Annotated in this window: 18 protein-coding genes; 9 read left to right on the top strand and 9 right to left on the bottom strand. The window is 68.5% G+C overall.

Annotated elements, in window-relative coordinates; translation table 11 throughout:
* Positions 1-2 precede the first annotated feature (2 nt).
* The 3 genes from GPX89_RS31665 to GPX89_RS31675 all read left to right on the top strand — a co-directional run bounded on the left by GPX89_RS31665 (position 3) and on the right by GPX89_RS31675 (position 3,647).
* Positions 3-1,451 carry a flotillin family protein gene (locus GPX89_RS31665; protein ID WP_157391385.1) on the top strand — a complete coding sequence of 483 codons (1,449 nt, stop codon included), beginning with the start codon at positions 3-5 and terminating at the stop codon, positions 1,449-1,451.
* Positions 1,452-1,536: 85 nt separating this feature from the next.
* Positions 1,537-2,571 carry a helix-turn-helix domain-containing protein gene (locus tag GPX89_RS31670; RefSeq protein ID WP_157391386.1) on the top strand — a complete coding sequence of 345 codons (1,035 nt, stop codon included), beginning with the start codon at positions 1,537-1,539 and terminating at the stop codon, positions 2,569-2,571.
* Positions 2,568-3,647 carry an LLM class flavin-dependent oxidoreductase gene (locus GPX89_RS31675; protein ID WP_157391387.1) on the top strand — a complete coding sequence of 360 codons (1,080 nt, stop codon included), beginning with the start codon at positions 2,568-2,570 and terminating at the stop codon, positions 3,645-3,647. Before GPX89_RS31670 ends, GPX89_RS31675 begins: the two co-directional genes overlap by 4 nt.
* Here GPX89_RS31675 and GPX89_RS31680 read toward each other — a convergent pair.
* Entirely contained in the window at positions 3,605-4,009 is a 405-nt protein-coding gene (locus GPX89_RS31680; protein WP_157391388.1) for a tautomerase family protein, read from the bottom strand. The two genes, GPX89_RS31675 and GPX89_RS31680, sit on opposite strands and share 43 nt — an antisense overlap.
* Positions 4,010-4,199: 190 nt before the next feature.
* On the opposite strand from GPX89_RS31680, the gene GPX89_RS31685 reads away from it, so the two are divergent.
* Positions 4,200-5,270: an AraC family transcriptional regulator gene (locus GPX89_RS31685; RefSeq protein ID WP_157391389.1), complete on the top strand. Its 1,071-nt coding sequence runs from the start codon at positions 4,200-4,202 to the stop codon at positions 5,268-5,270.
* A 41-nt stretch (positions 5,271-5,311) separates the two neighbouring features.
* Here GPX89_RS31685 and GPX89_RS31690 read toward each other — a convergent pair whose 3' ends face one another.
* From GPX89_RS31690 to GPX89_RS31700, 3 genes are all read right to left on the bottom strand, one after another.
* Positions 5,312-7,129: a hypothetical protein gene (locus GPX89_RS31690; protein WP_157391390.1), complete on the bottom strand. Its 1,818-nt coding sequence runs from the start codon at positions 7,127-7,129 to the stop codon at positions 5,312-5,314.
* Positions 7,126-8,889, bottom strand: coding sequence for a hypothetical protein (locus GPX89_RS31695; protein WP_157391391.1), 1,764 nt, complete (start codon positions 8,887-8,889; stop codon positions 7,126-7,128). Before GPX89_RS31695 ends, GPX89_RS31690 begins: the two co-directional genes overlap by 4 nt.
* 117 nt (positions 8,890-9,006) lie before the next feature.
* Positions 9,007-9,960: an SGNH/GDSL hydrolase family protein gene (locus GPX89_RS31700; RefSeq protein ID WP_157391392.1), complete on the bottom strand. Its 954-nt coding sequence runs from the start codon at positions 9,958-9,960 to the stop codon at positions 9,007-9,009.
* A gap of 100 nt (positions 9,961-10,060) precedes the next feature.
* Between GPX89_RS31700 and GPX89_RS31705 the strand changes: the two genes are divergently transcribed.
* Positions 10,061-10,813: an SDR family oxidoreductase gene (locus tag GPX89_RS31705; RefSeq protein ID WP_157391393.1), complete on the top strand. Its 753-nt coding sequence runs from the start codon at positions 10,061-10,063 to the stop codon at positions 10,811-10,813.
* 293 nt (positions 10,814-11,106) lie between these two features.
* Here the strand turns inward: GPX89_RS31705 and GPX89_RS31710 are convergent, their stop codons facing one another.
* Positions 11,107-11,493: a VOC family protein gene (locus tag GPX89_RS31710; protein ID WP_157391394.1), complete on the bottom strand. Its 387-nt coding sequence runs from the start codon at positions 11,491-11,493 to the stop codon at positions 11,107-11,109.
* Positions 11,494-11,582: 89 nt separating this feature from the next.
* Here GPX89_RS31710 and GPX89_RS31715 point away from each other — a divergent pair, with 89 nt between their 5' ends.
* Positions 11,583-12,476 (top strand): LysR family transcriptional regulator, encoded by an 894-nt coding sequence (locus tag GPX89_RS31715; protein WP_235948644.1) that lies wholly within the window; start codon positions 11,583-11,585, stop codon positions 12,474-12,476.
* 51 nt (positions 12,477-12,527) lie between these two features.
* On the top strand, positions 12,528-14,585 hold the full coding sequence (locus GPX89_RS31720) for a thioredoxin domain-containing protein (RefSeq protein WP_157391396.1): 2,058 nt from the start codon (positions 12,528-12,530) through the stop codon (positions 14,583-14,585).
* A 48-nt stretch (positions 14,586-14,633) separates the two neighbouring features.
* On the opposite strand, the gene GPX89_RS31725 is transcribed toward GPX89_RS31720, so the two are convergent.
* The 3 genes from GPX89_RS31725 to trhA form a co-directional block, all read right to left on the bottom strand.
* Positions 14,634-15,107: a hypothetical protein gene (locus tag GPX89_RS31725; protein WP_157391397.1), complete on the bottom strand. Its 474-nt coding sequence runs from the start codon at positions 15,105-15,107 to the stop codon at positions 14,634-14,636.
* Between the two features lie 212 nt (positions 15,108-15,319).
* Positions 15,320-16,891, bottom strand: coding sequence for an adenylate/guanylate cyclase domain-containing protein (locus GPX89_RS31730; protein ID WP_328602508.1), 1,572 nt, complete (start codon positions 16,889-16,891; stop codon positions 15,320-15,322).
* Positions 16,892-16,987: 96 nt separating this feature from the next.
* Entirely contained in the window at positions 16,988-17,695 is a 708-nt protein-coding gene (gene trhA, locus GPX89_RS31735; protein WP_157391398.1) for a PAQR family membrane homeostasis protein TrhA, read from the bottom strand.
* 143 nt (positions 17,696-17,838) lie between these two features.
* On the opposite strand from trhA, the gene GPX89_RS31740 reads away from it, so the two are divergent.
* Both GPX89_RS31740 and GPX89_RS31745 read left to right on the top strand, forming a co-directional pair.
* Positions 17,839-18,618 carry an isoprenyl transferase gene (locus tag GPX89_RS31740; protein ID WP_328602509.1) on the top strand — a complete coding sequence of 260 codons (780 nt, stop codon included), beginning with the start codon at positions 17,839-17,841 and terminating at the stop codon, positions 18,616-18,618.
* Between the two features lie 80 nt (positions 18,619-18,698).
* Positions 18,699-19,304, top strand: a complete 606-nt coding sequence (locus GPX89_RS31745) for a hypothetical protein (protein ID WP_157391400.1) — start codon at positions 18,699-18,701, stop codon at positions 19,302-19,304.
* A gap of 16 nt (positions 19,305-19,320) precedes the next feature.
* Here the strand turns inward: GPX89_RS31745 and coaA are convergent, their stop codons facing one another.
* Positions 19,321-20,253: a type I pantothenate kinase gene (coaA, locus tag GPX89_RS31750; protein ID WP_157391401.1), complete on the bottom strand. Its 933-nt coding sequence runs from the start codon at positions 20,251-20,253 to the stop codon at positions 19,321-19,323.
* Positions 20,254-20,547: the final 294 nt, after the last annotated feature.

Here is a 20,547-nt window from a genome sequence, read left to right on the forward strand (position 1 = left end):
TCGTGGACGTCCTGGTCTTTGTCGTGGTCGGGGCCGCAGTCCTTTTGCCGGCATTGCTGGTGACCCTGTTCCGAATGTCGTGGCGGGTCGCCGAACCCGATGAGGCGCTGATCATCTCCGGCTTCCGCGCCGGATCCGGACCGGGCGGGTCCGGGGACAGCATGGGATTCCGCATCGTCACCGGCCGCGGCTGCCTGGTAGCCCCCGGCTTGACCAAGGTGCGGCGAATCTCGCTGGAGGCGCACGAATCCCAGATCGTGGTGCCCTGTGTGAGCCGCCAGAAGATCAACCTCGCGCTCACCGGTGTGGTGATGTACAAGGTCGGCGACGATTACGCCTCGATCGCCAATGCCGCGCGCCGCTTCCTGGACCGGCCCGCCGACGAGCTCGAGACCAAGGTCCAGAACGTGTTCATCGGTCACCTGCGCGCCATCGCGGGCTCGATGACCGTCGAGGACATGATCAGTGACCAGGACAAGTTCTCCGAACAGGTGCGGGACCGCTGCTCGCACGAGATGGAGTCCTTCGGCCTGGTGATCGACTCCTTCCAGATCCAGTCCATCGCCAGCGAGTCGAATTACATTGCCAACCTGGCGGTTCCGCATCAGGTGGAGGTCGAGCAGCACGCTCGCATCGCCCGCGCCAATGCCGAACGCGAGGCCATCGCGCAGGAGCAGGCCGCCCAGGCGCAGGTCGCGCTGGCGGTGCGCGACACCCAGATCAAGAAGGCCGGGTACCAGGCCGAGGTGGACCGGGCCACCAAGGAATCGCAGCAGCAGGGCCCGCTGGCCGAGGCGACCGCCCGCCAGGCGGTGGTCGAGGTCGCGACCAAGGTCGCCCAGCTCGAGGCCCAGCAGAAGGAACAGCAGCTGCAGGTCGAGGTCCGCAAGCCGGCCGACGCCGAGGCGTACCGGCAGACCACCTTGGCCACCGCGACCCGCGACGCCCGCATCAGCCAGGCCGAGGCCGACGCGCAGGAAACCCGCCTGCGCGCGGAAGCCGCGGCGGCACAGACGAAGATGCAGGCCCTGGCCGAGGCCGAGGCGATCAAGGTGCGGGCCGCCGCGCAGGCCGAGGCGACCCGGCTCAACGGTCAGGCCGAGGCCGACGCCATCCAGGCGCGCGGTCTGGCCGAAGCCGAATCGGTGCGTGCCCGGATGGCGGCCGAGGCGGCCGGTATCCAGCAGCGGGCCGAGGCCATGAGCAAGAACCAGGAGGCGGTGATCGCCCAGCAGGTCGCCGAGAACCTGCCGGAAATCGTTGCCGCCGCGGCCAAGCCGTTCGAGCACATCGGCTCGTTCACCGTGCTCAACGGCGCCCAGGGCGTGACCTCGGCGCTGGCGGAGATCATCCAGCAGGCAGGCACCCTCACCTCGATGGCGCGTGAATCCCTGATGCCCGCGCTCAAGGCCGAGGCCGCGACCAACGGCGAGGTGGCGCACACCCCGTAGCCCGGGGGACCGAGTCCGCCGTAGGGGGACAATTCCCGCCACATCGACTGATTTCCAGGGTTTTTCGAGCCCTAGGCTCGATCTGGTGATCGAAGGCACCATTCCGACGCGCATCGCGGGGCTGATCCGGGCCACCGCGGTGCGCGTCGGCGTCACACCGGCCCAGCTGGCGGCGCTGGATCCGGCGATCGATCCGGCCATGCTGCACGAGGAGCTGCTGCGGGTGCCGACGATCTGGGCCTGGCGGGCTTGGGAATTGATCGACACGGTGGTCGGCCCCGGGTCGGGACTGCTGGCCACCGCCGCCGCGGACCGGGGCGGGCTGCACGTGTGGGACTACCTGTTCACCAGCGCGCCGACCCTGGCCGAGAGCCTGCGCACCGTGGTCGCGCTGCGCGGGGTGGTGACCGATCCGGGCGTGGGCTGGGAGGTGGTGGAAAGCGGTGGGCTGCTGACGGTTCGGGAATCCGCGCCGATCGAGCCGGTGGCGGTGCTGGCTCCCATCGAGGAGTTCATGCTCTCGATGATGCTGCGCCGGATCCGCGAGGCCACGCGCACGCCGCTGGTCCCGGTGCGGGTCGCCTTCACCCACCGCGAGTCGGCGCGCTATCCGCACCTGATCGACGAATTCGGCACCCGCCGCATAGATTTCGGCGCCGACCACGCGCAGATCACCTTTCTCGACGCGGCCGCCCTGCCGACCGGGGCGGACCCGCATGTGGGAAACATGTTGCGGCACTACGCCGAACTGGTGCTGGCCGGCTCCCGCGCCGTTCCGAGCGAACAGGAGTCGATGCGTGCCGTCATCGCCGCCTGCCTGCGCGACGGGGACCTCAGCCTCGACGGTGCGGCCCGGCGATTGGCGATGAGTCCCCGCACGCTGCAGCGCCGTCTGGAGGAACTGGGTACCGGCTGGCGCGCGGAGGTGGAGTCGGTGCGGCACGAGCAGGCCGTGGCGCTGATCCGCGATACCGGGCTGTCGGTCCAATCGATCGCCCCGCGACTGGGATACGCCGACGCGCGCGCTCTGCGCCGCGCCTTTCAACGCTGGACCGGACTGGGACCCGACGAGTTCCGTCGGCAGTCGCGGACCGCCTACACAGAGAAGGAACGACCATGACCACCGAGACGAGCGGGATCGACATCGGCATAGCCTCGCTGGCCGACCTGCAGCCGGTCACCGTGGACGGCAGTGCGCGCACGGCCGCCGAACGGACCGAACAGATCGTGGGGCTCGGCGTGCTCGCGGATCGGCTGGGGTTCGACCACTTCGGGTTGGGCGAGCATCACAATCAGGATTTCGCGGTGTCGTCGCCCGCCGTCGTGCTGGCCGCGATCGCGTCCCGTACCAGCCGGATTCGCCTGACCAGTTCGGTCACCACGCTCGGCGCGCTCGACCCGGTCCGGGTCTATCAGGACTTCGCCACGCTCGACCTGCTGAGCGCGGGCCGCGCCGAGATCACCGCGGGCCGCAGCGCCTATCCCGAACCGTTCACGCTGTTCGGCGCGGACATGAACCGCTACGACGAGCTCTTCACCGAGAAACTGGAACTGCTGCTGCGGCTCCGCGCCGAGCCGGTGATCTCCTGGAAGGGCGAGTTCCGGCCCGAACTGAACGACGCCGCGGTCACCCCGCGCGCGGTGCAGGAACCGCTGCCCGTGTGGCTCGGCGTCGGCGGCACACCGGCCAGCGCCGCGCGGGCCGGAACCCTGGGCCTGCCGATGATTCTCGGCTACATCGGCGGCTCGCCCGACCGGCTGCGGGCGATGGCGCAGATCTATCGCGAGGCCGGGGAGCAGGCGGGCCACACCGACTCGCTGCGATTGGGTGTGGCGCTGCACTATTTCGGCGCGCCGACCATGACGGCCGCCGCCGAGACCTACCCCTACTACCACGACTTCCTGCGGCCCAAGCATCCCGGCGGCGGCGGATTCGTCGTGTCGCCGCAGCGATTCCAGGACGGGATGCGGGCCGGAGGCCATCTGATGATCGGGACCAGCGAGTACGTCGCGGCCAAACTGGCCGATCTGCACGATGCCGTGGGATTCGACCGGGTGCAGGCGCTCGTCGATTGGGGCGGGCTGCCCCGGGCCGCGGTCGAGGAATCCGTGCACCGGCTCGGCGAGGAGATCGCGCCCGCCGTGCGCGGCCTTCAGTCCCGGCCGGAGGGGTTGGCGCGCAATCGCGCCAGCTGAGTGACGCCGTTGTAGCCGTAGCTCTCGCCGTCGAGTTCGTAGAGGGCGACGTATACCGCCGCGGGCAGCAGGCCGAGGTTGCGGGCCAGCACTTCGTATGCGCGCTCGACGAATTCGGTCTTCTCCGCGGTGGTGTTGGTGCCGGCCGTGATGCTCACCTCGAGGTGGGCGCCGGTGGCGTCCGCGAGCCGTTCCCCGCCGACGAACCAGCGGTCCGGGGCGGTCAGGTTGAGGTGGACCACCGCGTGCGCGGCGTCCTTCAGCAGGACCTTGTCGAGCAGCTCGGTGATCTCGGTGGCGAGCCGGGCGCCGGTCTCGGTCGGGAGGTCCGCGGCCGCGACGGTGATTCGCGCGAAGGGCATGGCAGGGTGTCCATTTCGACGGAGGAACGGGTGACGGTTCCGAATCTACGGAGCCGGCGCCACCTCGGATGGGACGAAATCCGACGGGTGGGGGACTTAAGACGCCATCGCGGAAAGCCGGTGCGGAATACGGACTGAACGGTTCGAGTTAACGGGCGAACGAGGAACTTTCCCTTATAGAGGTGATGAGATGTCCGTTTCGACTCCAGCGAGCACTGTCTCGACTCCGGTCAGCACCGTCTCGACTTCAGCGAGCACCGTCTCGTCGCATATCGCGGGAATCCTGGTGGACGCGGCGCTGTCGGCGGGGGCGGGTACGGATCGGATCGCGCAGTTGCTGGGCTGGGATCCCGAACTGCTGCGGGACCGCTCCTTCCGGATACCGGTCGGGGACGTGTCCAGGCTCTGGGGTCTGCTGTACACCCTGGCCGGGCCCCGGGCCGGAGTGCTGGCCGCCGACCGGGCCGAACACGGTCGCCTCTATGTCTGGGACTACCTGATCAGCAATGCGCCGACCCTGGCCGACGGCCTGCGCGAGGCCGCGCGATTCAACACCACCATCTGCGATCCCAAGGTCGGTCTCGAGGTGATCGAAGACGGATCACTGCTCACCGCACGGTATTTCGATCTGCCGCACCGGGAGCCGCTCGACGCGCTGGTGCGGGAGTTCGCCGCGGTGGTGACCGCGCGCCGCGCCGTGGCGGGCTTCGGCGACGCGGGTATCCCGGTGCGGGTGGAGTTCTCGCACTCCGCACCGGCGGACCGCGGCTACCTGGTGCGCGCCCTCGGCACCGGGAACATCCACTTCGACCAGCCCCGCGACGCCATCACCTTCCTCGGCACCGGCGCCCCCGTCCGCCCGAACGATCCGCTGCTGCAGGGCATTCTGCGCGAGCACGCCGAACGGATGCTCGAGTCGGGCGATCCCGAGCCGCCGTGGCTGGAAGCCTTCCGGCGAGTGCTGCGCGCCCGGCTCTCGGATCGCGCCACCGGCGGCGCGCGGCTGGACGAGGTCGCCAAGCGGCTCGGCGTCAGCGAGCGCACCCTGCAGCGACGCCTCGCCGACCACCGCACGACCTGGCGCGTCGAACTGGAGACCGTCCGCCGCGACCTGGCCATCGCCCTGCTGCGCAACGGCAGCGACTCGATCCAGTCGATCGCCCTGCAGCTCGGCTACCGCGACCACCGGGTCCTGGCTCGCGCCTTCCGCCGCTGGACCGGCCAGTCCCCGGCCGGTTTCCGCCGGGCCATCGCGAACTGAGGACGTCTCCCCGGTCCCCCGACGGCCGGGGAGACGACCCGTCACAATCCCTGGATCATGAAGTTCGCGATGTAGGAGCTCGCGGGCTCGGGCAGGCCGCTGTTCTGCTTCTCCGCGGCGGTCACCACGTCGTAGTGCCGGTACCCCGGGATGAATTTCGCGTTGTAGGGCAGCAATCCGGCCAGGCCCGCGTTCTGCACCGGCGAATCACCGCTGAGCAGAGTCAGATTGCGTTGCCCGGCGGGCGTGCTCTGCCAGCGGTCGCCGTGCAGCAGGAAGTTCAGGATGCCGCCCGAGCGATAGGTGAGTTTCGCCAGGTCCCCGTCCCGGCCCAGGCCGAGCGCGAACACGGTGTCGGTGATCAGGCGCAGCGGCGTGTACTCCTCGAAGTAGCCGACCTGCTGCCAGCCCGGATTCATGGCGTGCGCGAACTGCCGGATATCGGTGACCTCGTGGTCCTGATCGGTAGCCGGGCCGTGGCCCAGGACCGGACCGTCGATGCTCGACGGCGGCACCTGATCGTAATTCCGCCAGCCGCACAGGGTTCCGTGATCGGCGGGGGTGTAGTTCTGGCCGTAGCCGACGCGCAGCGGGATCACGAACAGCGTCGGCCCGAGGATCGGCACCGAGGCCAGACCGTTGGGGATCGGATACGTCTTGCCCTGGACCGGGCAGTCGTAGAACCCGAGTCCGGCCTGCAGCACGTATTCGGCGGAGTTCTGGTCGAAGTACATGCCCAGCCGGGTGGTGTTGGTGACCCGGAAGTCGTCGGGCAGGTTCGCGCCGGTGAACAGGTCGAGGTAGTCCTTGCCGTAGAACAGCCGCATCCACGGTTCGGTGCGCAGGTCGCGCGGGACGAGGTTCCTCAGGTCGCTCTCGTCGTCGGGCCGCTGATCGGCCGCCATGGCCGCCAGGTAGTAGGTGTTCATCACCTCCGAGGCCGAGATGACCGGCAGCTGGCCCACTCCCAAGCCGTTGGTCATGAGCGTGTTCACGGCGTTCTTCACCAGCCCGCCCGCGGCCGAGAGCACCTGATCCAGCACGCCGGTGCCCGAGAATCCGGCCGGATCGGTCATGGCGAAACCGTCCTCGGGGATGAGCCCGCCGCCGCACAGGTTGAACCCGGCGTAGTCGGCGGCCGCCGGATCACCGGCGAAGTTCCACGCCATCATCGGACCGGTGAGGAACGCGCCCAGCGAGTGGCCGCCGCAGAAGCTGCGGGTGCGCCGCGCCGGGTCCGGCATCAGGTGCTCGATGACCGCGCGCCAGTCGTCGAGGGTGAGCGAGAGCCCGTATTCGCCCAAGTAGCTGAGGGATTCGGGAGTTTGGTACTGGTACGTGTGCCCGTCGATCCGCGCGCCGTGGAAGTAGTAGTCCGCGGCCACGTGATAGTCCCCGGCGGCCTGGGCGGCCTGCCAGCCGGTGCGGTCCTCGGCGCAGTTGGAGCGCCGGTCCAGGGAAATGTATTCGACGTGCTTGCCCTGCGCGGCGGCCTTGCGCACCACCTGCGGACCCTGGATGTCGAGATTGCCCGCGCCGGAATAGGTTCCGGGCTGCACGGTCAGCACCGCGTCGGCGTCGGCGCTGTCGGCCGGGCCCTGCTTGGAGCGGTAGCGCACGTAGCCGATCCAGTCGCAGGCTTCCGGGTGGGCCATGGTCGAATACGGGCTGGGATAGTGCAGCCGCACGTAGGTCGCCTCGACGTCGTCGCCCAGGCCGGGATCCCCGGTGACAGGGGTGGAGATCTCGCGGTCGGGGACCGGGAGCCGGACGGGCTCGGCCGTCGCGACAGGTAGCACGGCGGCGGCCAGAACCATTGCGGTGCAACAGGTCAGCGCGGCGAGCGCGGCCCGCCTCATCGCAGGGTCCCGATGAACCGGGCGAGGGTTTCGCCGCTGTGGTCGGGGGTTCCGTCGTTCTGCACGGCCGCGGCCGCGATGGTGTCGACGTGGTTGTATCCGGGCAGTGCGACCACCGTCGCCGTGGCGGGCGGCGGGAAGAAGGTCCCGGCGGTGGCCTGCACGCCGCTGTCGCCCGCCCAGGCAACGTAATTGGGCTTGGTGCGGCTCATGCCGTGATAGCGGAGACCGGCCATCTCACCGCTGCGCGCACCGCCGTACCCGGCGCCGATGTCGACGACCGCGCGCAGCGGGAAGTAGGTCTCCCAGTAGGCATACGGCGCTCCGGCGGCCAATTGCCGGGCGGCGTCGCGGATGTCGGCGACCTCGTGGCCGGGCGCGGTGAACGGGACACCGGCGGTGTCGTCGTAGTTGCGCCAGCCGTAGAGCACGGTGTGATCGGTCGGCGCGACGCGGGTCTGGGTGCCCGCCCCGAACTTCAGGAAGCTGCCGAAAAGCGGTAGCTGCGTGAGGGATCCGGGATTGGGGAAGGTCTTCTCCTGCACCGGACCGCCGCTCAGCGCGCCCACACCCTGTTGGAACAGCGTGAAATTCGTGGAGTTGTTGTCGATGAGCACGCCCAGCAGCGCGGTATTGGTGAACCGGAAATCACGGATGGTGCCGGTGCCGTCGTCGCCGTTGGTGGCGAACGCGGACCAGGTCGGCGCGAACAGGTAGTTCAGCGTCGTGTCCAGCTCGAGGTCGTGGGGGAGGTGGGCGAGCAGGTGGCTCTCGCCGTCCGGATCCAGGTGCGCGGCCAGCCCGGCCAGGCGCAGCAGCATGAACGATCGGGTGCCCAGGACCGGGACCGGTCCGAAGACGCGCGGCATGACGCCCGCGCGGAATCCGGCCTGCACCACCGTATCCGCCGGGCCGACAACGGCATTGGTGATGTCGTGCAGAATCGGCGTGTTCTGGATGGCGGCCGCGTCGGAGGTGATCATCGAGTCCTGGGCGGCGAAGGCGGCGCACTGGTCGGCTCCCGGGCGGCCGTCGAAGTCCCAGTCGGAGAAGAAGCCGGTCACCAAGCCGCCCAGCGAGATTCCGGTGCAGACGAAGCGTCGCTGCCGCTGCGCCTGCTCGGGCACCTCGTGGAGCATGATCTCGTACTGGTCGCGCACGATGCGCTCGAGGCCCATCGAATCCAGCACCGCGAGATCGGCGGAGGTTCGGAAGCCGGGAAAGACCTTGCCGTCGAGCGGTTTTCCATTGAAGTAGTAATCGACGGCGTCGAGATAGTCGCCGCTGCGCAACGCGTAGTCGAAGCCCTCGTTCTCGTCGAGGCAGGCGCTGCGCCGCGCCAGCGCCCAGAACTCGATCCGCTGCCCCAGCGCCCGCGCCGAGTGCACGGTATTGAAGGCGACGCTGTCGGAATTCATCGCCCCGCCGCCGAGGCCCTGTTCCTGAATGACGATATGGTCGGCGTCCGCGGAGGTTTCGGGCCCGTCCACCGGGCGGTACCGCAGGAATCCGACGCGGTCGCAATTCGCAGGGTGCGGTGGCGCGTCCGCGGGCAGCGGCAGCGCGAAGCTGACGTACGACACCGCGATCCCGTCGCGGGTCGACAGGGCCTGTTCCTGGCGGTCGGTCGCCGCGCTCACCGGTTCGGGATCGGCCGCGGCCACCCCGGAATGCATCATCCCCGCAGTCAGCAACGCTGAGGCAAGCATCGCCGTCGAACCACGTCGGCGCAGGGCCGCCGACCGAACCACACTGTTCATGGGAAGGGAGCCTTCCAGCGTGGTGGCCGGGTGATCCATTCACAAATCACCGATATTCGCCGGCGTCATTTGGGCAAATGTCGCTGTACGCCGAGGGGGTCGCGGTGCCGGCCCGGTCTAGCGGGGGGTGCTCAGGAACTGTTGCAGGGCTTGGGATACGGCGGTGTCGCCCTGCAGGGTCGGGTGGCCGGGCTGGCCCAGGAAATCCGGGCCCGGGGTGAAGACGCCGTTCAACCACGGCTCGGGCGAACACAATCCATGGCCCGCGGTCACCGCGGCGGTGTCGAAGTACTCGACGCCGAGCCGGGCGGCGGCCGCGCGCGGGGCTTCGCGGAGACTGTCGAAGACGTCGGTGATGGCGCCCGCCCGGGGAATGGTGACCGGGACGCCCAGCACGCCCATGCAGACCGCCTGGTCTCCGGGGGTGTGCAGTTCTTGGTATCCGACCAGGACGATGCGCGCGTTGGGGGCGTAATAGCGGATGTAGGTGACGATGTCGCGCAGGTGGTCGACGTAGTCCTGGCCGGTGAGCAGGGTCGGCGGGTTGCCGTCGGAGGCCGCGTCGTCGGTGCTGCAGCCGTGCAGGACGTTCAGCATGCACGGCACCAGCGCACCCTGCGCGCCGTGGTCGGCGCCCCAGGCATCGTTCAAACCGAACTGCAGCAGCACGGCTTTGGTCCGGGGTCCGAACGCGCCGTCCGCGGCGGCCTGCCGGGCCTCGGTCAGGGCGGTCCAGTAGTGGTCTTCGCCGTGTCGCCACATGTAGGCGCCGACGCAGGACACGTCCTCGACATCGTTGTTCCGGGACAAGCCCATTCGCTGCGCCAGCTGGGTCGGCCAGGAGGTGGGCAGATGCGTGCAGGCCACTCCGGTCGGCTGCGCCTGCATGGTGGCCAGGGTGGCGTTCGCGGTGTTCGAGTCGCCCATGACGACCAGCGACCTGCCGGAATCCGATTGCCCCGGATCGGTGTCGGCACCGGCGACCGGGGCGGTGAGACCGCCCAGGACCACCGCCCCTCCGAAGACCATCGCGACGGCGGATAGCAGGCGGCTCATTGTCCTCGTTCTCATGTGAAATGACGGTGCGTCAACCGGGTGGGTCGGCAGAGCGTAGCTCAGCTGACAGTCGGGTGACAGCCGATTGACAGTGCGATCGCCGACCATCGCCCGCATGACTGTCGTGAACGCCCCACTGGCCGATCGCATTGCCGTGGTTACCGGAGCCTCCAGCGGCATCGGCGCCGCCACCGCCCGCCGTCTGGCCGCCGACGGCGCCCGGGTGGCCCTGCTGGCCCGCCGGGTCGACCGGATCAAGGAACTGGCGGCCGAGATCTCCGGACTCGCCGTCGAAGCCGATGTGCGCCTGCAGGATTCGGTGCTGGCCGCCGCGCGGACCGTGCGCGGCGAACTCGGCCGCCCCGACCTGGTCGTGGCCAATGCCGGGGTGATGCTGCCAGCTCCCTTCGACACCTCCGACACCGCCGAGTGGGATCAGATGATCTCCACCAACGTCAACGGCCTGCTCTACACCAGCCGCGCCTTCGCCGACGATCTGCTGGCGGCCGCCGCCGAGGGCCGGACCGCCGATCTGGTGCACGTCAGTTCCATCGGCGCGCACGTCGTCTTCGCCAACTACGGCGTCTACGGCGCGACCAAGGCGGCCGTCTCCCACCTGAGCCGCATTCTGCGCGCCGAGTTCGGACCCCGCGGCCTGCGCGTCCACAACCTCGAACCCGGCCTGGTGACAACCGAACTCGGCGACACCATGGAGGACCGCGGGCAGTTCGAGGCGCTGGCCGAATGGCGCGAACGGAATCAGAGCCTGCCCGCCACCGACATCGCCGACATCATCGCCTTCAGCACGGCCCTGCCGCGCCGGGTGAATATCGCCGATCTCGTTGTGCTGCCCACGGTCCAGGGCTAGCCGGAGGCGGCTCGGATCGGTCATCCGATCGGTCACAGGGTGAATACCTGGGTGCAGGCCGACTCGTCTGTGTGATATCGGTTTGTCGTCGGAAAACTTCCGACCATACATCGAAGGTTAGGAACACAGGTCAAAATGGGTGGGATCATCGGCGTGCTCTTCAATCTCTTCTCGCAGGGCTTCAATATCGCGAGCACCGGATCGTCCTTCCTGAGGACCGAGCACCGCTGACGGGGAGTGTGCGTCGGCCCCGTTCCCGGGGCCGGCAATAAACCCCGAGGCGGGCCCGGCGTTCAGCAGCCCGCCGGAGGAGTCCATTGGGTCAGTTCGACGTCGACCCGGTTCGGGTCCGTCAGCCGTAGTCGCAGCAGTCCTCCCGCCTCGCGGTGCAGCGGGGTGCTGATCGACGCGCCCTCTTCGAACAACCGGTCCTGCTCGACGGCGAGGTCGGTGACCTCGAACCCCATCCGCACCCCGGGCGTCTCACCGCCCTCCGGATCGGCCTGCGCTTTCGATTCCGATCGGCGCAAGACGATTTCCACATCCAGGTCGTCGCGTTCGAGGCAGATCGACACCTCGTCGATCACGGTCGCGCGAAATCCCAGATGGGTGCAGAAGAACCCGCTCGATGCCGCCGGATCGGAAACGGCCAGGGTGATCGACGCGCCGAGAATCCTCATGACCTCAAGCTTCGAAGCTCGCGGGTGCCGGATCAATGATCAAGATCGAAACGCTCGTTAACCCAGAGGTTTACGATCACGGCGTGGAAATGCGGGACATCGAGATCTTCATAACCTTGGCCGAGGAGCTGCATTTCGGCCGGACGGCCGAAAAGCTCCAGATCACGCCGGCGCGGGTCAGCCAGGCGATCAAGAAGCAGGAGCGGCGGGTCCAGGCCACGCTCTTCGAACGCACGTCTCGCTCGGTCTCTTTGACGCCCATCGGCCGCCGGCTCTACGAAGACCTCAAGCAGGCGCAAGATCTCATCGACAGCGGCATCACCCGGGCCCGCGCCGCGAGCCGCAGCGTTCAGGGCACCCTCCGGGTGGCCGTCATGAGCATCCTGGGCCTGTATCTGAACCCCGTGATCGAGGCCTTCAACGACCGATACCCCGACTGCACAGTCGAATTGGTCGACTTCCCGCACAGCGAACCCTTCACCGCGCTGCGCGCCAAGGCCGTCGACCTCGCCCTGATCTGGCTGCCCGTCCGCGAACCCGACCTCACCGTGGGACCGGTGGTGATGACCGAGGGCCGCGTGTTGGCCGCGGCCGCCACCGCCGAAATCGCCACCCGCTCAGCACTCACCATGGAAGACCTGGCCGAGTGCGTCTTCCCCAGCGTGGGCAATGTGCCGCAGTACTGGATCGAAGGCATGCTCCCCGCCGCCACCCCCGGCGGCATCCCCATCGCCCGCGGCCCCGAAGCCGCCTCCTTCTTCGAAATCCTGCCCCTGATCATGTCCGGCGCCGTGGTCTCCCCGATGAACGCTCACGTCGCCTGGACCTACACCCCGCCCAACATCACCTACATCCCCATCACCGACGCCCCCGTCACGGAGTGGACCCTCATCTGGCTCACCGACACCGAGACCGCCGCCGTCCGAGCCTTCGCCGACACCGCCCGCGACATCGGCATCCGCGAGATCACCGACGAGAACTGACCCCGGGCGTGGGCTCGTGCGGCGGGCTGCGTCGTGTGCAAGGCTGGGTTCATGAACCGATTGGCCGCTGCGACATCGCCTTACCTGCGTCAACATGCCGATAACCCGGTGCATTGGCGGGAGTGGGATGCCGAGGCGCTGGCGGAGGCGGCGGCGCGGGATGTGCCGATCTTGTTGTCGATCGGGTACGCGAGTTGCCACTGGTGTCATGTGATGGCGCACGAGTCGTTCGAGGATGCGGCGACCGCGGAGGTGATGAACGCGAACTTTGTGTGCATCAAGGTGGATCGGGAGGAGCGGCCCGATCTGGATGCGGTGTACATGAATGCGACGGTGGCGATGACGGGGCAGGGCGGGTGGCCCATGACCTGTTTCCTGACGCCGGAGGGGGAGCCGTTCTATTGCGGGACGTATTACCCGAAGACGCCTCGGCACGGGATGCCGTCGTTCACGCAGTTGTTGACGGCGGTGAACGAGACGTGGCGGAATCGGCGGGATGAGGTGAATACCGCGGCGGCGCAGGTGGGGGAGGCGTTGCGGCAGCAGACCGCGGGGTTGCCGGACGGGGAGATCCCGGTCGGGGCGGAATTGGTTCAGCATGCGGTCAGTGCGGTGTTGAAGGATGTGGACGCGCAGCACGGGGGGTTCGGGGGTGCGCCGAAGTTCCCGCCGTCGGCGTTGCTGGAGGGGCTGCTGCGGCATTATGAGCTGACCGGGGATCTCGGTGTGTTGCAGGCTGTTTCGTTCACCTGCGAGGCCATGGCCAGGGGCGGGATCTACGACCAGTTGCGGGGTGGGTTCGCTCGGTACTCGGTGGATGCCGCGTGGGTGGTGCCGCACTTCGAGAAGATGCTCTATGACAACGCGCAGTTGCTGCGGGTCTATGCGCACCTCGCCCGGCGCGGGTCGAGCGCGGAAGCGCTGGCGCGGAGGGTGACTCGGGAGACCGTGGAATTCCTGCTCACGGATCTGGGGACCGCGCAGGGAGCGTTCGCGTCGGCGCTGGATGCCGACACGCACCTGGAACCGGGGCAGCCCGGCGTGGAAGGCGCGACGTACGTGTGGAATCCCGGCGAACTGAACGGTGAACTGGGCGCGATCGACGGTGCCTGGGCCGCAGAGCTTTTCGGCGTCACCACGGCCGGCACGTTCGAACACGGCACGTCGGTGCTGACCAGGTATGCCGATCCGAACCCGGCCGACGATGAACGGTTCGAGCGGATTCGGGCCCGCCTCTCCGAGGCTCGTTCTCGCCGGCCGCAGCCGGAGCGCGACGACAAGGTCGTCACCGCCTGGAACGGGATGGCCATCGTCGCACTCGTGGAAGCCGGTGCCGCGCACGGTCATCCGGAATGGATCGCCGCCGCCGTATCCTGCGCGCGCTTCCTGATCGACACCCATGTCGCCGACGGCCGGGTCTGCCGCGCCTCGCTGGGTGGCGCGCCCGGCTCGGCCCCCGGCGTGCTCGAGGATTACGCCTGGCTCGCGCTCGGGCTGCTCGCCCTGCACCAGACCGCGCCCGGCGACTGGCTGGCCGAGGCGCAGCGCCTGCTCGACGCGGCGATCACCCATTTCGCCGACCCGGAAACCCCCGGCAGCTGGTTCGACACCGCCGACGACGCCGAAACCCTGCTCACCCGCCCCCGCGACCCGCTCGACGGCGCAACCCCTTCCGGCACTTCGGTCCTCGCCGAAGCACTGCTCACCGCCGCCGCGATCAGCGACACCGGACAGGCAGCCCGCTACCGGGAACTGGCCGACCTGACCCTGTCCCGCGGCGCGGTCGTGCTGGCCCGCGCACCGCGCTCGGCGGGACACTGGCTCGCCGTCGCCGAGGCCGCGATCCGCGGCCCGATCCAGGTGGCCGTCTCCGACGGCCCGGACGGTGAATCCGGTTGGGCGGCAACGCTGGCGGCCGCCGCCCGCGTCGCCGCACCCGGCGGCTCCGTCGTCGTGTCCGGCCCCACCGACTCCCAGCCCCTGCTGGCCGACCGCCCGCCGGTCCGAAACACCTCCGCCGCCTACATCTGCCGAGGCTCGGTCTGCGACCTCCCCGTCACCACCATCGAGGACGTCCGCGCCGGTCTGCTCCCGCCGCCCTCGGCCTGACCTCCGGTGCGCTCGGCAGATCCGCCGCCGGTCTGCCGGGCGACCGCGTCACGGGCGATCTGTGCGGGGCCCGGCCAGGATGGCGGCGGGGACGGCGATCAGGACCGCGATGACGTGGACTGCTCGAAACAGGCCGAGTAGCACCGCATTCGGGGTCCAGCCCGAGAAGACGTCGCTGAGGTGCCGGGCCGCCAGCATCGCGCCCATCGGTTCGAGCACCAGCGAGGCCAGGCCCACGGTGCTCAGCCCGACCACGAGAATCCCTCGCGCCCATAGGCTTCCGGCCAGCATTCGGGCCGCGAGCGCGAATACCGCCACGTAGATCGCCGCCCGGACCGCCAAGCCGATCGCCAGCCCGGACACCGTCACGCCGGAGTCGTCCAGGGCGATCGCCGCGCGTCCCAAGGTCTCGGCCACTCCGGCGATCAGTGCGATCACCACCGCCCGGTACGCCAGCACCGCCCGCTCCGGTCGCGCCCACACCGCCGCCGAAGTCCGTTCGAACGCCCCGATTTCCGTCATGCCCTTACTGTCCGGCTCCGCGCCCGATTCCGGATCACCCGCGAGTACGACATCGCACCGGTCCTCAGGTACTACACCGGGAAGTGAGTGGTTAATGCGTTGCTGCCGGGGGCGGGTGGTCTTACAGTCCGGGAGGTGTTCAGTTCACCTTTTCCGTCGAAATATCCGCAGGTCTCGCCGGGTGCGCGAACCATTTTCGAGCGGCTTGATGATTAGCGATCGGCGGCCCGGTCGGCCGCGGGTTCCTGGGGTAGGGGTGCGGCCGACGGCCGGTCGGCCCGCGGGGCACTGCCGTTGCGGTGGGCTGGCGACGGGACGTCGGTCCAGCAGGGAGTGGGCTCTTTGCGGCCGCGGAGCTGGAGAGTGTCGAAGTGGGTCCAGCGCGTGCGCTCGGCGTCGCAGGCGGCGTCTATGACGGCCTGACTGGCCAGGATTCGCCGCGGCACCTGTTTGGCCTCGGTGGTGAGGCGCGCCGCCTCGTTCACCGCGTCACCGATGACGGTGAACTCCAGCCGGGTGTCGGTGCCGACGTCACCGGCGAACACCAGCCCGCGCGCGATGCCGATGCCGACCTCGAGTTCGCCGAGGATTTCCACCTCGTCCCGGATGCGCCGAGCGGCGATCAGGGCGGGCGTCGCATTGTCGTCCAGTGCGATGGGCGCGCCGAAAATGCACAGCGCCGCATCGCCTTCGAACTTGTTGACCAGGCCGTGGTTGTCCTCGGTGGCCGCCACCACCGTGGACAGCAGCCGGTTCAGCTTGGCCACGAAGTCGTGCGGCGCTAGCTCGGTGGCCATCGCGACCGACCCGGTCACATCCACGAAAAGCGCTGTCACCACCCGCATGTCGCCGGTGAGGCTGGGGCTGCCCGACAGCGCCCGCTCGGCCACCTCGGTCCCGACGTGCCGACCGAACACCGTGCGCATGCGCTCGCGCTCACTGAGATTGGCGGCCAGCTCGTTCACCGAATGCTCGAGCCGCCCGATCTCGCTGGTGCTGTTGATGGTCACGCGGGCGTCGAGATCGCCGTGCGCGATCCGGTCCAGGGCGTCGCGCAGCGTGTGCATGGGCGTGGCCACCGCCCGGGCCAGCGCAGCGGTCGCCACCACACCCGCCGACAGCCCGACGATGGCCATGTAGATGCCGGTCCGGATCCGGTCCTGGCTGTCGGTCGACGGATCCGCCAGCACGGTGATCAACATGAACAGCGGCACCGCGCCGGCCACCGCGAAGGTGACCAGCACCCGCGCCAGCACCGTATTGCTCCAGTGCGCGGTCTCGTCGAGCACCTCGGCCACGACCGGAATGGTCGGCCGGATGAGCCGGTCCACGATCAGGAAGGTCAGCGCCGCCGACTCCAGCCCACCGAGGGTGAACATCGACAGCACGACCGGAAAGCTGCGTTCCTCGGTGGCGTGCGAGAAGATCGCCGCCGCGATGAACACACCGGGCAGCCAGATCGCCAGCGCCCGCGCGGTGATCGAGAGCGGCAGCTGCAGCAGCCGTTTCGCCTCGCGCTCGGTGGGCGGGCGGCGCTGGTCCAGCCAGCCGAAGTAGTGCCGGCGGTCCCGCACCGCGAGGGCGATGCCGACCAGCGCGCCGATCGTCGGATAGATCGACACGTAGACGAACGTGCGCATCCAATCCGATCCGAGCCGGCTCAGGAAGCCGCTCAGGAACAGTTCGGTGGTGATCACCGCGAGACCGCCGAGGTTGCACGCCATGACGACAGCCGACAGACCCCCACGCGCACGCAGCGCCCACAGGATGAGTCTGCTGGTCACGTCGCAGACTCTAGAGACCTTTCGGCCGGGATTGCACGTTTGTGGGTAATTACTCGGAGATCAACAAGCGGATCAACAAGCGGATCAACAAGCGGATCAACTCAACAGCACGAACCAGATCGCGACGTAGTGGCACAACGCCGCGACCACCGTTGCGGCGTGGAAGAACTCGTGATGCCCGAAGACCTCCGGCCACGGGTCCGGCCAGCGCGAGGCGTAGAGGATCCCGCCCACGCTGTAGGCGATGCCGCCCGCGAGCAGCAGGATCACCGGCGTCCAGCCGACATTGCCGATGAGGGTTCCGGCCACCGGGACGATGGCCCAGCCCAGCAGCAGATACAGCGGCACCCCGACCCAGCGAGGAGCGGTGGGCCACAGCATCTTCAGCGCGACACCGGCCAGCGCGCCCGCCCAGACGATCGACAGCAGGACGGTTCCGGCATTGCCGCGCACGCCGAGCAGCGCGAACGGCGTGTAGCTGCCCGCGATGAACAGGAAGATCATCGAGTGGTCCGCCCGCTTCATCCACATGCGGGCGCGAGCGGTTCGCCAGTTCACCCGGTGGTAGGTCGCGCTGACGCCGAACACCCCGCACACGGTGATGCCGTAGACGAGGGTCGACCAGGCCGCGGTCGCCGACACCGTGGCCGCGACCGAGACCAGCACCACCACCGCGATCGCGGCCACGCCGACCGCCCAGGCGTGGATCCACCCGCGCATGCGGGGCTTGATGAGCGTCAGCTCTTCCCGGACGGTTTCGATCAGACCCACCGCCGGATCGACGGGCTGTACTGCCTCGGCCATAACTTTCCTCCTCAGTAACCTACGGTACCGTAGGTTGGCGTGGGTGCACCCGTCGAGTGGGTGTCGTCACCAACCGGCTCCGGCGTTTCGGTCTTCTGTCCCGGTCGCTCCGCTGATCCTTGCGGGGGCGTAGGGTTGCGGCCGTGAAGGTTGCGAGTCAGGTGCGTGGGCTCCCATATCGCATATACGAGAAGCGGCTGGCCCAGCAGCTGGCGGGCAAACAACATCCCCGGCACGTCGCGGTGATGTGTGATGGCAACCGGCGCTGGGCGCGGGAGAACGGTTTCAGCGATATCAGCCACGGCCATCGGGTCGGTGCGCTGAAGATCGCCGAACTGGTCGGCTGGTGCGGCGAAGCGGGCATCGAGATGGTGACCCTCTATCTGCTCTCCACCGAGAACCTGCGGCGCGACTCCGACGAGCTGGAGACCCTCTTCGAGGTGATCACCGACGTCGTCGACGAACTGTCTGCGCCGGAACAGAATTGGAGCGTCCGCATCGTCGGCGCGCTCGACCAGCTGCCGCCGGAGATGGCGCGCCGGCTCAGCGAGGCCGCCAAGTCCACCGAGGGCCGCACCGGCGTGCACGTCAATGTCGCCATCGGCTACGGCGGCCGCCAGGAGATCGCCGACGCGGTGCGCTCGCTGGTCCGCCAGGAGATGGACGCCGGGGAGACCGGCGAGGACCTGGTCCAGTCCATCACCGTGGACGCCATCGGCCAGCACCTCTACACCTCCGGGCAGCCCGATCCCGACCTCGTCATCCGCACCTCCGGCGAGCAGCGGCTCTCCGGATTCCTGTTGTGGCAGAGCGCCTATTCCGAGATCTGGTTCACCGAAGCCTATTGGCCGGAATTCCGGCGCGTGGATTTCCTGCGGGCGCTGCGTGATTACGCGGCCCGGCATCGCCGCTTCGGGGTCTAGAACACGGCGAACCAACGGTTCCGTTGCAGTGCAATGTGTTCCGGGTTCGCCGTAACCTTGCTCGCGTACCGTCGGATTGCATGAGCGAGCTGTACGAGGGGCAGGGTGGCCCCGCGGAAACCCAGGTCGCGGCGGTGCCGTACGTCAGTTACGAGGAGTTCGGCCGCCGTTTTCTCGAGTACGCGGCCTCCACCGAACGGATAGCCGGGGCGTTCGAGAAACTCACCGGGGAGGCCTTCGAATTCGGGCCGATCGGGGCCGGGCCGGGCAAGCTCGCGAAACTCTCGGCCACCGTGCGGCTGGGGCAGCCGAGGCTGAATCGTGAAGTCGAGGACATCATTTCCTTCGACCTGGTGATCCCGCTCAAGGTCGATCTGCTCATCGATCTCGCGGTCGATCGCTATCCCTTCCGCGTGGACGGCACCATTCACCTGCATCTGACTGTCCGCACCGCCGAACCACTCCGGGTGCTCATCGAAATCGACGAGCCGCAACCCAGCAATGTGCGCATCAATGTCGCCAGCGCGACCCGGCGCGGTGAACTCCTGCGCATCCTGGCCAGCGTCGACCACGAGATCCGCCGCTTCGTCTCGCGCTACATCGCGACCGAGATCTGCAAACCCCATATCCAGGCGGCCACCGATATCGATGTGGCGGGCCGATTGGACGCGGCCTGGAAGCTCTGACCCACTCGATCGGGATTCAGAGTTTTCTGAGCCGCAGCCGGTTGATGGAGTGGTCGGAGTCCTTGCGCAGCACCAGGGTCGCGCGCGGGCGGGTCGGCAGGATGTTCTCCACCAGGTTCGGCCGGTTGATGTTGTGCCAGATTTCCTTGGCCTGGTTGACGGCTTCCTGCTCGTTGAAGTTCGCGTAGTGGTGGAAGTGCGAATTCGGGTCCTGGAAGGCGGTCTTCTGCAGGGACAGGAAGCGCTGCACGTACCAGTTCTCGATGTCCTCGATGCGGGCGTCGACGTAGACCGAGAAGTCGAACAGGTCCGAGACCATCAGCCGGGGACCGGTCTGCAGCACGTTCAGGCCCTCGACGATGAGAATGTCGGGCTGGCGCACGCAGTGGTGCTCGCCGGGCACGATGTCGTAGGCGATGTGCGAGTACACGGGCGCGCACACCTCGTGCGCACCGGATTTCACCTCGGTGACGAAGCGCAGCAACTTGCGCCGGTCGTAGGACTCCGGGAAGCCCTTGCGGTGCATGATCCCGCGCCGGGTGAGTTCGGCTGTCGGATACAGGAATCCGTCGGTGGTGACCAGATCCACCCGCGGATGGTGGTCCCAGCGCGCCAGCAGCGCCTGCAGCACACGGGCGGTGGTGGACTTGCCGACCGCGACCGAGCCCGCCACGCCGATGACGAACGGCACCTGACGGTCGGGATGGGTCTCGCCGAGGAAGGTGGCGGTGGCGGCGAACAGGCGCTGCCTGGCGGCTACCTGCAGATGAATGAGACGCGCCAGCGGCAGGTAGACCTCGGCGACCTCCTCGAGGTCGATCTGCTCACCCAGGCCGCGCAGCCCGATCAGTTCTTCCTCGGTGAGCACCAGGGGAGTCGACTTGCGCAGGGTGCGCCACTGCTTGCGGTCGAATTCCACGTAGGGGCTGGGCTCGCTCATTCGTGCCATTACTCGTGTCCCCACATTCGCGCGCCGCGACAACAGCTCTCGGAAAGCCGCATCGTCGCCGTGCCCGGCGATCCGGCCAACACTCCACGCATAGCCGAATTGTGCTCGGCCTCAACATCCGGGTGAACACCAGGTATTGCTACTCGCGAGTAACCAGAGTGGGATAGGCCACATCACAGCACCCAGGGGTGGCCAGTGAGGCTGTGCGCCAGGCTGATCCCCGCCGATGAGGCCATAATGGTTCGCGGCCCGTCTCGATTCTGGACTGAGTGGAGCGGGCGAGCGAAGCGGAGG

The organism is Nocardia terrae, from assembly GCF_009760405.1.
Lineage (GTDB): Bacteria > Actinomycetota > Actinomycetes > Mycobacteriales > Mycobacteriaceae > Nocardia > Nocardia terrae.